Source organism: Marinospirillum alkalitolerans (genome assembly GCF_045055655.1).
GTDB classification, from domain to species: Bacteria; Pseudomonadota; Gammaproteobacteria; order Pseudomonadales; family Halomonadaceae; genus Marinospirillum; species Marinospirillum alkalitolerans.
In genome coordinates this window covers 17,702-31,258 of the sequence record NZ_JBANFI010000007.1, presented here as the reverse complement: position 1 = coordinate 31,258, position 13,557 = coordinate 17,702, and the positions used below count along the sequence as shown (strand labels likewise).

Here is a 13,557-nt window from a genome sequence, read left to right as displayed (position 1 = left end):
AGACGGCTACCCAAATTACTTAGAGTAGAGCTCGACGATGAGGTTTTCGTTGATTTCTGCTGAGAGGTCAGTGCGTTCAGGCGTAGACTTGAACGTGCCTTCCATCTTGTTTGCATCAACCTCAATCCAGGAGACATCGCCACGCTGTGCAGCAATTTGCAATGCGCTTTTGATACGCAACTGCTGTTTTGCTTTTTCACGCACAGCAACAACATCACCAGGCTTAACTTGGAAAGACGCGACATTGACAGTCTTGCCATTCACAGTCAGAGACTTGTGGCTGACCAACTGACGTGCTTCGGCACGCGTGGAGCCGAAGCCCATGCGGTAAACAACATTGTCTAAACGCGACTCAAGCAGTTGCAGCAGGTTCTCACCTGTCGCACCTTTCATGCGAGCAGCTGCTTTGTAGTAGTTACGGAATTGCTTTTCCAGCACACCGTACATACGACGAACTTTTTGCTTTTCACGAAGCTGCAAACCGTAGTCAGAAAGACGACCACGACGCTGGCCATGCTGACCAGGTACAGTTTCATGTTTACACTTCTTCTCAAAAGGGACGACGCCACTCTTAAGAAGCAAATCAGTACCCTCACGACGTGAGAGCTTGCACTTTGGACCTAAGTAACGAGCCATGGATCTGCCTCCTTATACGCGGCGTTTCTTCGGTGGACGACAACCGTTGTGTGGAATCGGGGTCACATCGGTGATGTTGGTGACCTTGAAACCAGCAGCGTTCAGGGCACGAACAGCAGACTCACGGCCAGGACCAGGTCCCTTAACCATGACATCAACGTTCTTCAGACCATACTCGGCTGCCGCATTAGCGGCACGTTCGCTTGCTACCTGAGCTGCGAACGGGGTGCTCTTACGAGAACCACGAAAACCCGAACCACCAGCAGTAGCCCATGAAAGGGTGTTACCTTGGCGATCAGTGATCGTAATGATCGTATTGTTAAAAGAGGCGTGGATATGGGCGATACCATCCACTACCTGCTTTTTAACTTTTTTACGAGTGCGCGGGTTAGCCATAGTATTTAACATTCCTGAATAATGGCAGCGCGAGAAAACTCGCTACTGCTTATTTACGAATAGGTTTACGCGGACCTTTACGAGTGCGCGCATTAGTTTTGGTGCGCTGACCACGAACAGGCAGATTGCGACGGTGGCGAATACCACGGTTACAGCCCAGATCCATCAGACGCTTAATGTTCAGTGTAACTTCACGGCGCAGGTCACCTTCAACAGTGAACTGACCAACAACGTTACGCAGGTTATCCAGCTCTTCAGTCGATAAATCACTGATTTTACGAGTGGGTAGAATTCCAGCCTCAGCACAAACCTTCTGCGCACGCGTTTTACCGATACCAAAGATATAGGTTAACGAGATCACAGTGTGTTTGTGATCGGGGATGTTGACACCAGCAATACGTGCCATTCAATTTACTCCGATTCCAAACCGACTAAAGATCGGTTCCAGTTTTTATGTCCACAAAGGGCGAAAAAGGATACCCCCTGACAAGAAAATGTTCAAGGGGTAGTTGCACCTAGTGGTCCTGTCCAGGATTAACCCTGGCGCTGTTTGTGACGTGGCTCAATGCAGATAACGCGAACAGAACCACGACGACGAATGATCTTACAGTTACGACAGATCTTCTTAACAGATGCACGAACTTTCATCTTTCACTCCATACCCTGAGAGATCACCATCTAGCGACGGCCATAACCCTTGAGGTTAGCTTTTTTAAGCAAAGACTGATTCTGGTACTGATGCGACATCAGGTGAGATTGCAGCTGCGCCATAAAATCCATCACTACGACAACAACAATCAATAAAGATGTGCCGCCAACGTAGAAGGGAATATTCCAGGCTACCTGCAAAAACTGAGGCATCAAAGAAACAGCCGTAATATACAGTGCGCCAAAGAGAGTCAGGCGAGTGACCACCCCATCAATATACTTGGCTGTTTGTTCACCAGGACGGATCCCGGGAAGAAAAGCGCCTGATTTTTTCAGGTTTTCAGCAATTTCTTTGGGGTTGAACATGAGGGCTGTATAAAAGAAGCAGAAGAATACAACACTCAGCGCAAAAAGCAAGATGTACAGTGGCGCACCAGGGGCGAGCAACTGTGCCAGATCCTGCAAAATCGACCAACCTTCTACACTGCCAAACCACTGACCTATCGAGGCCGGCATCAGCAGAATACTGGAAGCAAAAATGGGAGGAATGACACCCGCCATATTCACCTTCAGAGGAAGATGGTTAGACTGAGCTGCATAAACCTGGTTACCCACCTGGCGTTTAGCGTAGTTGACAGTAATACGGCGCTGTCCACGCTCAATAAACACCACGAAGGCGACAGTAGCAATACCAAGCAGGCCAATGATCAGCAAGGGGATCAAATTCCAGCTACCTTCACTGCGTGCTATCTCAAGCGAGCCGGCGATCGCACCTGGCAAACCTGCAACAATACCTGCAAAGATCAGCAAGGAAATACCATTCCCTATACCGCGCTCTGTAATCTGCTCACCTAACCACATCAGGAAGACAGCACCACAGACCAGCGTTGTGACGGCGACAAAGAAGAAACTAAAGTCAGCCAGGTAAACAACACCGCTTTGCCCTGCCAGACCTACTGACATACCTATCGCCTGGATAAACGCCAAAAACACCGTGCCGTAGCGGGTGTATTGGTTAATCTTGCGGCGACCGGCTTCACCTTCTTTTTTCAGTGCTTCCAGCTTAGGCATCACTGCTGTCAGCAACTGCATGATAATCGAAGCAGAAATATAGGGCATGATACCCAGTGCTAAGATACTCATGTTTTCCAAAGCACCACCCGAGAACATGTTAAACATGTCCAAGATGGTGCCTCGGTTTTGCTCGAAGATGGCAGCAAGCTGATCAGGATTAATACCAGGAACAGGAACATGCGCACCTATGCGATAAACTAGGATCGCAAGCACCACGAACCTGAGGCGGGCCCAAACTTCACTCAACCCACTTTGCTGACCTGGTAAACTTCCGGATTTCGCCATTTCATCCTCGATTCTTTTTAGTCTTCGACTTTACCGCCAGCCGCTTCAATCGCTGCACGAGCACCCTTAGTGGCTTTGATGCCTTTCAGAGTGACAGGGCGAGTGATTTCACCAGAAAGAATCACTTTAACAAACTGAGTAGATTCTTTAATGAGATCAGCAGCTTTCAGGGTTTCCAGAGTGACCAGATCACCTTCTACCTGAGCGATTTCATGCAAACGCACTTCAGCGCTAAGAGGCGCCTTGTGTGAAGTGAAACCAAACTTAGGCAAACGGCGCTGCAAAGGCATTTGACCGCCTTCAAAACCTGGTGAAACCTTACCACCTGAGCGTGACTTCTGACCTTTGTGACCACGGCCACCTGTCTTACCCAAGCCGCTACCGATACCACGACCGACACGCTTCGCAGCTGGCTTAGAACCAGGTGCTGGGCTCAAATCATTCAGATACATGGTTAAGCTCCTTCAACGCGCAGCAGATAGTTGACCTTATTGATCATGCCACGTACTGCGGGAGTGTCTTCCAGCTCGACTTGATGGCCGATCCGGCGTAAGCCCAAACCTTTGACGCACAGCTTATGCTTCGGCAAAACACCGATAGGGCTGCGCACCAGAGTGACTTTTAATTTCTCCATGGTATTACCCCAGAATGTCTTCTACGGTCTTGCCACGCTTAGCAGCGATATCTTCTGGTGCATGCATCGCAGCCAGACCTTTCACTGTTGCACGGACAACGTTGACCGGGTTAGTCGAACCATAGCATTTGGCCAAAACGTTCTGGACGCCAGCTAATTCCAGCACAGAGCGCATAGCACCACCGGCAATGATACCCGTACCTTCTGAAGCGGGCTGCATGAACACTTTAGAAGCGCCATGCGCAGCACGTACAGGATACTGTAGGGTTGTACCATCCAGCTGGACGTTAACCATGTTACGACGCGCCTGTTCCATCGCCTTTTGAATAGCGACTGGCACTTCACGCGCCTTACCACGACCAAAACCCACACGGCCTTTGCCGTCGCCTACAACAGTGAGTGCGGTGAAGCCGAAGATTCGACCGCCCTTCACTACCTTGGCAACACGGTTGACTTGTACCAGTTTTTCCTGGAGGTCACCGGCATTTTTTTCGATATTTGCCATTGTCACACCCTTTAGAATTCCAGGCCGCCTTCACGAGCCGCATCAGCGAGGGCTTTTACGCGACCATGATATTTAAAACCGCCACGGTCAAAAGCAACGGCGGAAATACCTGCCGCTTTTGCACGTTGAGCAATTAACTTGCCGACTTGTGTGGCCGCATCGATGTTGCCGGTCGCACCGCTACGCAGACTAGAATCCAGAGTTGAGGCGCTGGCCAAAACCTGACCGCCATCGGCGGAAATAATCTGTGCATAAATATGCCGCGGCGTGCGATTGACGCACAACCGGATCGCACCCAGCTCGCGTATTTTGGCGCGGGCACGGCGGGCACGACGTAAACGAGATTCTTTCTTCGCGTTCATAACCCTGCCTTACTTCTTCTTGGCTTCTTTACGACGAACCTGCTCATCGCTATAGCGGATACCCTTGCCTTTATAAGGCTCAGGGCGGCGGAAACTACGAATTTCTGAAGCAACCTGTCCTAAAAGCTGCTTATCAGCACTTTTCAGAACGATTTGCGTGTTGCTTGGGGTTTCAGCAGTAACAGCAGCCGGCAGCGCATACTCCACAGGATGGGAGAAGCCCAAGGTTAAATTAATGGTTTGCCCTTTGGCTTGTGCACGATAACCAACACCATTGATCTCAAGCGTACGAGTAAAGCCTTGAGAAACACCAGTCACCATATTGTTGACTAGTGCACGGGTAGTTCCGGCATGAGCCCAGGCGGCTTTGCTGTTAGGGTTCGCCGCAGCGACCTTCACAGTTTTATCTTCGACTTGAACATCAACTTGCTTGTGCAAGGAAAGCTCAAGTGTGCCATTGCTGCCTTTTACAGTCAGCGTGCCGTCTTTGATCTGAAGATCAACACCAGCTGGCAGTTCAATCGTTTGCTTTGCTACACGGGACATTATACTCTCCCTTAGAACACGGTGCAGATGACTTCGCCACCGACACCGGCCGCACGTGCTGCACGATCAGTCATCACACCTTTAGAGGTGGAAACAATCGCGACACCCAGGCCACCAGCAACGCTAGGCAGATTGCTCTTGCCTTTGTACTGACGCAGACTTGGCTTGCTCACACGTTCGATCTTCTCGATGACCGCTTTACCTTCAAAGTACTTCAAAGTGACAGTCAATTCAGGCTTAACATCGCCAGAGACTTGGTAGTCAGCAATGTAACCTTCTTCTTTCAGCACCCGGGCAACTTCCACTTTCATCTTGGAAGACGGCATGGTGACCGTCTGTTTAGTTGCCATTTGTGCATTGCGAATACGGGTAACCATATCCGCCAGGGTGTCTTGCATGCTCATTCGCTTTGCACTCCTGGATCCTGCTTACCAGCTGGACTTGCGCAGACCGGGAACATCGCCACGCATAGCTGCTTTACGCAGCGCGTTACGGCCCAGGCCAAACTTGTTATAAAAACCATGCGGACGTCCTGTTGCACGGCAGCGATTACGCTGACGTGAAGGACTAGAATCGCGTGGCAGCTTCTGAAGTTGCTGCAATGCTGCCCACTGGTCCTCTTCCGAGGTCTGTGGATTAGCAATGATTGCCTTCAGCTCAGCGCGCTTGGCTGCGTACTTCTCGACCAGCTTAGCACGTTTGAGCTCACGCTGAAGCATGGAAACCTTAGCCATGTCTATCCCCTTACTTCTTGAACGGGAAGCCCAGCGCGGTTAGCAGCGCACGGCCTTCGTCGTTATTACGGGCGGTTGTCGTGATCGTGATATCCAGACCGCGTACCTTATCCACCTTGTCGTAATCGATTTCGGGGAAGATGATCTGCTCACGCACACCCATACTATAGTTACCACGACCGTCGAAAGACTTAGGATTCAAACCGCGGAAGTCACGAATACGCGGAATTGAAATGTCGACCAGGCGATCTAAGAACTCCCACATGCGCTCGGCACGCAGAGTCACTTTGCAACCGATTGGCCAGCCTTCGCGAACTTTAAAGCCTGCAATTGATTTGCGTGCTTTAGTCACGATTGGCTTTTGTCCACTAAGTTTTTCGAGATCAGCCACAGCGTTTTCCATTAACTTTTTATCGTTAAGGGCTTCGCCGACACCCATATTCAGGGTGATCTTGGTGATCCGTGGCACTTCCATTACATTTTTTAAGCCAAGCTCTTGCTTCAGTTTGGCTGCTACTTCTTCTTGGTAAAGCTTTTTCAATCTAGCCATGCTGATACCTGACTTGATTAGGCGCCGATCTCAGCTTGAGTCGACTTGAAAATACGTACCTTGGAACCATCGTCCAGGACCTTGAACCCTACTCGATCAGCTTTACCCGTTTCATTATTGAAAATGGCAACGTTGGAAGCATGAATGGGCGCTTCGCGCTCAATAATGCCGCCAGGCTGATTGGCATAGGGGTTTGGGCGCGTGTGGCGCTTGATCATATTCACACCTGATACAATAAAGCGATCATTTTTCAATACACGCTTTACAGTGCCACGCTTACCCTTGTCTTTGCCTGCTATGACGATGACTTCATCGTCACGTTTGATTTTGCGCATAACCGGCCTCGCTCCTTACAGCACTTCAGGTGCCAAGGAAATGATCTTCATGAACTTGTCGCCACGCAGCTCACGTGTCACTGGCCCGAAAATACGGGTCCCCATTGGGGCATCCTTGTTATCCAGAATAACGGCAGCATTGCCATCAAAACGGATTGCGGAGCCATCGGGACGACGTACCGGTGCCTTGGTGCGGACAACCACAGCCTTAAGAACCTGACCTTTTTTCACCTTACCACGCGGGATAGCATCTTTAACGGTAACTTTAATAATGTCACCAACACGTGCATAGCGACGGTGTGAACCACCGAGGACTTTAATGCACATTACTCGACGCGCGCCGCTGTTATCGGCAACATCCAGCATTGATTGCGTCTGAATCATGAGTTATCTCCAAACTTTAAGCAGCTCAGAAGTCTGATCATCAGACTTCTTTAGCCCGCTCAACAATCTCAACCAGTTTCCAAGATTTCGTCTTTGAAAGAGGACGAGTTTCTTGAATGGTTACGGTGTCACCGATGCGAGCATCGTTCACTTCATCATGAGCATGAAGCTTCGTCGAGCGGCGGACGTACTTACCATAAAGTGGGTGAGCCACACTGCGCTCAATACTTACAGTAATGGACTTGTCCATTTTATCGCTCACCACTTTACCGGTGACTGTTCTGGCTTTCTTTTCGACTTCGGCCATTATTCATTACCTGCCTTATCGTTGAGCACGGTTTTAACCCGTGCTACGTCGCGACGCAGCTGCTTGAGCAAGTGAGTCTGACCAAGTTGGCCTGTCACTTTGCGCATGCGCAGCTGAAACTGCTCACGCAACAGACTGTGCAGCTGTTCCTTGAGCTCGTCAGCGGATTTCTCACGCAGTTCTTGAGCTTTCATTACATCACCGTCCGTTTAACAAAAGTTGTCGGAATGGGAAGTTTGGCGGCTGCAAGAGCAAATGCCTGACGAGCCAGCTCTTCAGAAACGCCTTCTACTTCGTAGAGAACCTTTCCAGGCTGGATCAGGGCAACCCAATACTCCACATTACCCTTACCTTTACCCATACGAACTTCTAATGGTTTTTCAGTAATCGGTTTGTCTGGGAAAACGCGAATCCAAATTTTACCACCACGTTTGATGTGGCGAGTCATAGTACGACGTGCCGCCTCAATCTGGCGCGCAGTCAAACGACCACGACCGGTAGCTTTTAGACCGAATTCACCAAAGCTAACCTTGTTTCCGCGCAATGCCAGACCACGGTTGCGGCCGGTGTGCATCTTGCGAAATTTTGTACGCTTGGGCTGTAACATCGACTATCCCCTTACTTGGAACCTTTCTTCTTGGGTGCAGGCTGTTGCTGTTTTGCAGCATTCGCACGCACCTCTTCGATCCCGCCTAGGATCTCACCTTTGAAGATCCATACCTTCACACCAATCACCCCGTAAGTGGTGTGGGCTTCAGCAGTGGCGTAGTCGATGTCTGCGCGCAGAGTGTGCAAAGGTACACGACCTTCACGATACCACTCAGAGCGAGCAATCTCTGCACCACCAAGGCGACCACCGACCTGGATTTTAATACCCTTGGCACCGAGACGCATGGCGTTCTGTACCGCGCGCTTCATAGCACGACGGAACATGACGCGGCGCTCAAGCTGTCCAGCTACGCTTTGCGCAACAAGACCGGCATCCAGTTCAGGCTTACGAACTTCTTCAATATTGATATGAACAGGCACGCCCATCATATCAGATACATCTTTGCGCAGACGCTCAACGTCTTCGCCTTTCTTACCAATCACAATGCCAGGACGCGCAGTGTGAATGGTGACACGAGCGTTATTAGCTGGACGCTCGATCTGGATACGGCTAACAGCGGCTTGCTTAAGACGCTCTTCTAAGAAGCTGCGTACTTCCAAGTCATTGTTCAGCTTGTCAGCATAGGCTTGACCTTCAGCATACCAAGTCGAGGTATGATCTTTGACAATACCTAAGCGTATTCCAGTTGGATTGACTTTCTGACCCATAGGGTGACTCCTTACCGGTCTGCTACCTTAACGGTGATATGGCAAGTGCGCTTAAGAATACGATCAGCACGACCTTTGGCACGTGGCTTAATGCGCTTCATTGTCATGCCTTCATCAACCATAATGGTTGAGACACGCAGCTCATCAATATCTGCACCGTTGTTGTGCTCTGCATTAGCAATCGCAGACTCAAGAACCTTTTTTACCAGCGTGGCTGCTTTTTTAGGGCTGAAGCTTAACAGATTCAGTGCATCGGCAACCTTCTTTCCACGCACCTGATCAGCAACCAAGCGGGCCTTCTGTGCGGACAGACGGGCACCACGCATTTTTGCGGCGACTTCCATCATAACCTCCTAGATTAGCGCTTGGCTTTCTTATCAGCTACATGTCCCTTATAGGTACGCGTAGCAGCAAATTCACCCAGCTTGTGACCGACCATCTCTTCAGTGATGTAAACCGGTACATGCTGGCGACCATTGTGGACTGCAATTGTCAGGCCGATCATATCTGGAATGATCATTGAACGACGCGACCAAGTTTTAATTGGCTTTTTGTCGTTACCTGCGACCGCAACTTCCACTTTTTTCAGCAGATGAAGGTCAATGAAAGGACCTTTCTTCAGTGAACGAGGCACAGCGGTATCCCCTTAACGTTATTTCGCTTTACGACGACGAACGATAAGATTGTTCGTACGCTTGTTTTTGCGAGTTTTGTAACCCTTGGTTGGCACACCCCAAGGCGTAGTTGGATGCTTACCCATGTTGCGGCCTTCACCACCACCATGAGGGTGATCCACTGGGTTCATCGCTGTACCACGAACCGTTGGGCGAACACCACGCCAGCGGCTTGCACCAGCTTTACCCAATACACGCAAGCTGTGCTCTGAGTTACTGACTTCGCCTAAAGTGGCGCGGCAGTCTACCAGCACTTTGCGCGTCTCACCTGAACGCAGACGTAAAGTGGCATAAGCACCTTCACGAGCGACCAGCTGAGCTGAGGCACCAGCTGAACGCGCCATCTGAGCACCCTTACCTGGCTTCAGTTCGATACAATGAACTGTGGCACCCATAGGCATGTTGCGCAGTGGCAGGGTATTACCTGGCTTGATTGGTGCATCAACACCTGACTGGATTTGATCGCCTGCACTCACGCCTTTAGGGGCAATGATGTAACGACGCTCACCATCCAGGTATTTCACCAGAGCGATGTTAGCTGAACGATTGGGATCATATTCCAAACGCTCAATGATGCCGACAACGCTGTCTTTGTTACGCTTAAAATCGATAATACGGTAATGCTGACGATGACCACCGCCGATATGACGAGTAGTAATACGTCCCATATTATTGCGGCCGCCAGACTTACGCAGAGTCTCTACCAATGGTGCGTAAGGCGCACCCTTGTGCAGATCCTTGTTCACCACTTTAACGAGGTGACGACGACCGGCTGATGTTGGCTTAGCTTTTATAACTGCCATGATTCAACCTCTTGCCTTATTCCGCGTCAGCGAAATCGATCGATTGACCTTCCGCGAGGCTTACATAGGCCTTGCGAACACCTTTGCGTCGACCGATGCCGTGCAGTGTACGGCGAGTTTTGCCGCGGGCATTGACCACGCGCACAGACTCAACCTTGACATCAAAAAGCTGTTCTACTGCTTTTTTGACTTCAGGCTTGGTCGCATCTTGAGCTACCTTAAATACAAACTGATTTTTGTTATCAGCAAGGATGGCAGCTTTCTCGGTCATGTGTGGACCGAGCAATACCTGAAATACGCGCTCCTGATTCATCCTAATTTCTCCTCGAATTGACGCAGAGCTGGCACAGTGACCAACACTTTTTCGTAGGCAATCAGAGCTACAGGGTCAGCGGCACTGGCTTCGATCACGTCAACATGAGGCAGGTTGCGAGCAGCCAGATACAGGTTGCTATTCAACTCAGCAGTGACGATCAAAACTTTTTCCAGCTGCATTTCAGCCAGCTTGTTCGCTAACAACTTAGTCTTAGGTGCATCAACAGCAAAGTCTTCAACAGCGATCAGACGGTCTTGGCGCGCTAATTCTGACAGAATAGAGCGCATCGCCGCGCGATACATCTTCTTGTTGACTTTCTGACTGTGGTCTTGTGGACGCGCAGCAAAGGTCACGCCACCCTTACGCCAGATTGGAGAAGTGGCTGTACCAGAACGCGCACGACCAGTTCCTTTTTGACGCCAAGGCTTTTTACCACCGCCAGCAACTTCAGCACGGGTTTTTTGCGCACGGCTACCCTGACGGGCACCTGACAGGTAGGCTGTAACAACCTGGTGCACCAGTGCTTCATTGAATTCTTTTCCAAAGGTCACATCAGATACTTCGACAGTACCCTGAGCTCCGGCAAGATTCAGGTTCATATGTCTATCCTCTTAGCTGCGAGCTTTGACGGCGGGACGAACAATCACATCACTGCCAGTCGCACCTGGAACTGCGCCTTTAATCAGCAGCAGATTACGCTCGCCATCTACACGAACGATTTCCAAGGATTGTACAGTGACGCGCTCATTACCCATCTGACCGGCCATTTTCTTACCCTTGAACACGCGTCCAGGAGTTTGGTTTTGACCGATAGAGCCAGGTGCACGGTGGGAGAGAGAGTTACCGTGAGTCGCATCCTGGGTACGGAAGTTCCAGCGCTTAACAGCACCTTGGAAACCCTTACCTTTAGATGTGGCAGTAACATCAATCAGCTGACCAGCAGCGAAGAGATCAACAGACAGTTCAGCACCAACTTCTGGGCTGTCCTGGCCGTCTTCAAGACGGAACTCACGAACAATGCTGCCCGCTTCTACGCCAGCTTTAGCAAAGTGACCGGCTTGCGCTTGAGTCAAATGCTTGGCTTTGCGTGTTCCAGCAGTAACCTGCACAGCAACATAACCATCCACTTCAAGTGAACGCAGCTGTGTGACACGGTTAGGAGTGACTTCAATCACGGTGACAGGTATAGAAACACCGTCTTCGGTGAAAATGCGGGTCATGCCGCTTTTCTTACCGACTAAACCAAGAGCCATTTCATGCCTCCTATTAGTGTACGGGGCTATCACCCGCTATGGCTGCCTTTTCCAGGGCATTCCACTATCTCAATTGTATAGCGCCTCTCGACGCGAAACGCTCAATAGACCAGCTGGATTAACCCAGGCTGATTTGCACGTCAACACCAGCAGCCAGTTCAAGCTTCATCAGTGCATCAACAGTTTTTTCTGTTGGCTCAACGATGTCGAGAACGCGCTTGTGGGTACGAATTTCGTACTGATCACGTGCATCTTTGTTTACGTGCGGAGAGATCAGCACAGTAAACTTTTCATTACGAGTCGGCAGAGGGATCGGACCCTTCACCTGAGCACCAGTACGCTTCGCAGTTTCAACAATTTCGAGCGCAGACTGATCGATCAGACGATGATCAAACGATTTCAGCCGAATACGGATTTTTTGGTCTTGCATTTTTCCAATGCTCCGATACGGACTACCAGGTACAGACAACTTCTGCCCTTAAAAAAGGAGCAGCATTATAGTGTCAGGATTCAGAAGAAGTCAAACCCTAGGCAGCAAGTTTATATAAAAACAAGAGGGCCTCTGACCAGAGACCCTCTTCTTTTTCTAAATCATCAACAATTAAGCGATGATTTTGGCAACAACACCGGCGCCAACGGTACGACCACCTTCGCGAATTGCGAAACGCAGACCGTCTTCCATAGCGATAGGTGCAATCAGAGTAACAACCAGCTTCACGTTGTCACCAGGCATAACCATTTCTACGCCTTCTGGCAGTTCACAAGAACCCGTTACGTCAGTTGTACGGAAGTAGAACTGAGGACGGTAGCCCTTGAAGAAAGGCGTGTGACGGCCACCTTCGTCTTTTGACAGAACGTAAACTTCTGCTTCAAACTGGGTGTGCGGCTTGATTGAGCCTGGCTTGGCCAGAACCTGACCACGCTGTACGTCGTCACGCTTAGTACCACGCAGCAGGGCACCGATGTTCTCACCAGCACGACCTTCGTCGAGCAGCTTACGGAACATTTCAACACCAGTACAGGTGGTTTTTACTGTGTCAACGATACCAACGATTTCGATTTCTTCGCCAGTCTTAACGATACCGCGCTCTACACGACCAGTCACAACAGTACCACGACCAGAGATAGAGAAAACGTCTTCGATAGGCATCAGGAATGGCTTGTCGATCGCACGCTCAGGCTCAGGGATGTAAGCATCCAGAGCTTCAACCAGCTTCTTAACAGCGGTGGTACCCATTTCATTGGTATCTTCGCCGTTCAGAGCCATCAGAGCAGAACCGATGATGATTGGAGTGTCGTCGCCTGGGAAGTCGTACATAGACAGCAGGTCACGAATTTCCATCTCAACCAGTTCCAGCAGCTCTTCATCGTCAACCATGTCCGCTTTGTTCATGAACACAACGATGTAAGGAACGCCAACCTGACGAGACAGCAGGATGTGCTCACGCGTCTGAGGCATGGGGCCGTCAGCTGCGGAACAAACCAGGATTGCACCATCCATCTGCGCCGCACCAGTGATCATGTTCTTAACATAGTCAGCGTGGCCTGGGCAGTCGACGTGCGCGTAGTGACGAATAGTTGATTCGTATTCTACGTGCGAAGTAGCGATAGTAATACCGCGCTCACGCTCTTCAGGCGCATTGTCGATACCGTCGAATGCAACAGCGGTGCCGCCGAAGACTTCTGCACAAACACGAGTCAGAGCAGCAGTCAGAGTGGTTTTACCATGGTCAACGTGACCGATCGTACCAACGTTGACGTGGGGTTTACTACGTTCAAATTTTTCTTTAGCCACAAC

At 50.2% G+C, this 13,557-nt stretch carries 27 protein-coding genes; all 27 read right to left on the bottom strand.

Features of this window, described 5'->3' with window-relative positions; all coding sequences use genetic code 11:
• Positions 1-15: 15 nt before the first annotated feature.
• The 27 genes from rpsD to tuf all read right to left on the bottom strand — a co-directional run bounded on the left by rpsD (position 16) and on the right by tuf (position 13,554).
• Positions 16-636 carry a 30S ribosomal protein S4 gene (gene rpsD / locus V6U78_RS11110; RefSeq protein WP_405340677.1) on the bottom strand — a complete coding sequence of 207 codons (621 nt, stop codon included), beginning with the start codon at positions 634-636 and terminating at the stop codon, positions 16-18.
• Between the two features lie 12 nt (positions 637-648).
• Positions 649-1,032, bottom strand: a complete 384-nt coding sequence (rpsK, locus tag V6U78_RS11105; RefSeq protein ID WP_405340674.1) for a 30S ribosomal protein S11 — start codon at positions 1,030-1,032, stop codon at positions 649-651.
• A 49-nt stretch (positions 1,033-1,081) separates the two neighbouring features.
• Positions 1,082-1,438 (bottom strand): 30S ribosomal protein S13, encoded by a 357-nt coding sequence (gene rpsM / locus V6U78_RS11100; RefSeq protein WP_405340671.1) that lies wholly within the window; start codon positions 1,436-1,438, stop codon positions 1,082-1,084.
• 128 nt (positions 1,439-1,566) lie between these two features.
• Positions 1,567-1,680: a 50S ribosomal protein L36 gene (gene rpmJ / locus V6U78_RS11095; RefSeq protein ID WP_072326876.1), complete on the bottom strand. Its 114-nt coding sequence runs from the start codon at positions 1,678-1,680 to the stop codon at positions 1,567-1,569.
• A 30-nt stretch (positions 1,681-1,710) separates the two neighbouring features.
• Entirely contained in the window at positions 1,711-3,039 is a 1,329-nt protein-coding gene (secY, locus tag V6U78_RS11090; protein ID WP_405340667.1) for a preprotein translocase subunit SecY, read from the bottom strand.
• A 17-nt stretch (positions 3,040-3,056) separates the two neighbouring features.
• Positions 3,057-3,491, bottom strand: a complete 435-nt coding sequence (rplO, locus tag V6U78_RS11085; RefSeq protein WP_405340663.1) for a 50S ribosomal protein L15 — start codon at positions 3,489-3,491, stop codon at positions 3,057-3,059.
• Positions 3,492-3,493: 2 nt separating this feature from the next.
• Complete coding sequence (gene rpmD / locus V6U78_RS11080; protein ID WP_405340660.1) at positions 3,494-3,673, bottom strand: 50S ribosomal protein L30; 180 nt, start codon at positions 3,671-3,673, stop codon at positions 3,494-3,496.
• 4 nt (positions 3,674-3,677) lie between these two features.
• On the bottom strand, positions 3,678-4,178 hold the full coding sequence (gene rpsE / locus V6U78_RS11075) for a 30S ribosomal protein S5 (protein ID WP_405340925.1): 501 nt from the start codon (positions 4,176-4,178) through the stop codon (positions 3,678-3,680).
• An 11-nt stretch (positions 4,179-4,189) separates the two neighbouring features.
• Complete coding sequence (gene rplR, locus V6U78_RS11070; RefSeq protein WP_405340657.1) at positions 4,190-4,540, bottom strand: 50S ribosomal protein L18; 351 nt, start codon at positions 4,538-4,540, stop codon at positions 4,190-4,192.
• Between the two features lie 9 nt (positions 4,541-4,549).
• Positions 4,550-5,086, bottom strand: coding sequence for a 50S ribosomal protein L6 (gene rplF, locus V6U78_RS11065; protein WP_405340654.1), 537 nt, complete (start codon positions 5,084-5,086; stop codon positions 4,550-4,552).
• An 11-nt stretch (positions 5,087-5,097) separates the two neighbouring features.
• Positions 5,098-5,490 (bottom strand): 30S ribosomal protein S8, encoded by a 393-nt coding sequence (rpsH, locus tag V6U78_RS11060; RefSeq protein WP_405340651.1) that lies wholly within the window; start codon positions 5,488-5,490, stop codon positions 5,098-5,100.
• 24 nt (positions 5,491-5,514) lie between these two features.
• The gene (rpsN, locus tag V6U78_RS11055; protein ID WP_405340648.1) at positions 5,515-5,820 is read right to left on the bottom strand and encodes a 30S ribosomal protein S14; all 306 of its coding nucleotides are present in this window, start codon (positions 5,818-5,820) and stop codon (positions 5,515-5,517) included.
• A 10-nt stretch (positions 5,821-5,830) separates the two neighbouring features.
• Positions 5,831-6,370, bottom strand: a complete 540-nt coding sequence (gene rplE, locus V6U78_RS11050; protein WP_405340645.1) for a 50S ribosomal protein L5 — start codon at positions 6,368-6,370, stop codon at positions 5,831-5,833.
• Between the two features lie 17 nt (positions 6,371-6,387).
• The gene (gene rplX, locus V6U78_RS11045; RefSeq protein WP_405340642.1) at positions 6,388-6,705 is read right to left on the bottom strand and encodes a 50S ribosomal protein L24; all 318 of its coding nucleotides are present in this window, start codon (positions 6,703-6,705) and stop codon (positions 6,388-6,390) included.
• A gap of 15 nt (positions 6,706-6,720) precedes the next feature.
• Positions 6,721-7,089, bottom strand: coding sequence for a 50S ribosomal protein L14 (gene rplN / locus V6U78_RS11040; RefSeq protein WP_072326865.1), 369 nt, complete (start codon positions 7,087-7,089; stop codon positions 6,721-6,723).
• A gap of 40 nt (positions 7,090-7,129) precedes the next feature.
• Positions 7,130-7,396 carry a 30S ribosomal protein S17 gene (rpsQ, locus tag V6U78_RS11035; protein WP_405340638.1) on the bottom strand — a complete coding sequence of 89 codons (267 nt, stop codon included), beginning with the start codon at positions 7,394-7,396 and terminating at the stop codon, positions 7,130-7,132.
• A complete protein-coding gene (gene rpmC, locus V6U78_RS11030) occupies positions 7,396-7,590 on the bottom strand; it encodes a 50S ribosomal protein L29 (protein WP_405340635.1) in 195 nt (64 codons plus the stop codon). Before rpmC ends, rpsQ begins: the two co-directional genes overlap by 1 nt.
• The gene (gene rplP, locus V6U78_RS11025; protein ID WP_405340632.1) at positions 7,590-8,003 is read right to left on the bottom strand and encodes a 50S ribosomal protein L16; all 414 of its coding nucleotides are present in this window, start codon (positions 8,001-8,003) and stop codon (positions 7,590-7,592) included. Before rplP ends, rpmC begins: the two co-directional genes overlap by 1 nt.
• A gap of 11 nt (positions 8,004-8,014) precedes the next feature.
• Complete coding sequence (gene rpsC / locus V6U78_RS11020) at positions 8,015-8,713, bottom strand: 30S ribosomal protein S3 (RefSeq protein ID WP_405340629.1); 699 nt, start codon at positions 8,711-8,713, stop codon at positions 8,015-8,017.
• A gap of 11 nt (positions 8,714-8,724) precedes the next feature.
• Positions 8,725-9,057 (bottom strand): 50S ribosomal protein L22, encoded by a 333-nt coding sequence (rplV, locus tag V6U78_RS11015; RefSeq protein WP_405340626.1) that lies wholly within the window; start codon positions 9,055-9,057, stop codon positions 8,725-8,727.
• Between the two features lie 14 nt (positions 9,058-9,071).
• Positions 9,072-9,347, bottom strand: a complete 276-nt coding sequence (gene rpsS / locus V6U78_RS11010) for a 30S ribosomal protein S19 (protein ID WP_405340623.1) — start codon at positions 9,345-9,347, stop codon at positions 9,072-9,074.
• Positions 9,348-9,365: 18 nt separating this feature from the next.
• On the bottom strand, positions 9,366-10,190 hold the full coding sequence (gene rplB, locus V6U78_RS11005) for a 50S ribosomal protein L2 (protein ID WP_405340620.1): 825 nt from the start codon (positions 10,188-10,190) through the stop codon (positions 9,366-9,368).
• 16 nt (positions 10,191-10,206) lie between these two features.
• Positions 10,207-10,503 (bottom strand): 50S ribosomal protein L23, encoded by a 297-nt coding sequence (rplW, locus tag V6U78_RS11000; protein WP_405340617.1) that lies wholly within the window; start codon positions 10,501-10,503, stop codon positions 10,207-10,209.
• Entirely contained in the window at positions 10,500-11,105 is a 606-nt protein-coding gene (gene rplD / locus V6U78_RS10995) for a 50S ribosomal protein L4 (protein ID WP_405340614.1), read from the bottom strand. Before rplD ends, rplW begins: the two co-directional genes overlap by 4 nt.
• 12 nt (positions 11,106-11,117) lie before the next feature.
• Positions 11,118-11,759, bottom strand: a complete 642-nt coding sequence (rplC, locus tag V6U78_RS10990; RefSeq protein WP_405340611.1) for a 50S ribosomal protein L3 — start codon at positions 11,757-11,759, stop codon at positions 11,118-11,120.
• Between the two features lie 118 nt (positions 11,760-11,877).
• Positions 11,878-12,189, bottom strand: a complete 312-nt coding sequence (gene rpsJ, locus V6U78_RS10985) for a 30S ribosomal protein S10 (RefSeq protein WP_072326854.1) — start codon at positions 12,187-12,189, stop codon at positions 11,878-11,880.
• Between the two features lie 171 nt (positions 12,190-12,360).
• Positions 12,361-13,554, bottom strand: a complete 1,194-nt coding sequence (gene tuf / locus V6U78_RS10980) for an elongation factor Tu (protein WP_405340608.1) — start codon at positions 13,552-13,554, stop codon at positions 12,361-12,363.
• Positions 13,555-13,557: the final 3 nt, after the last annotated feature.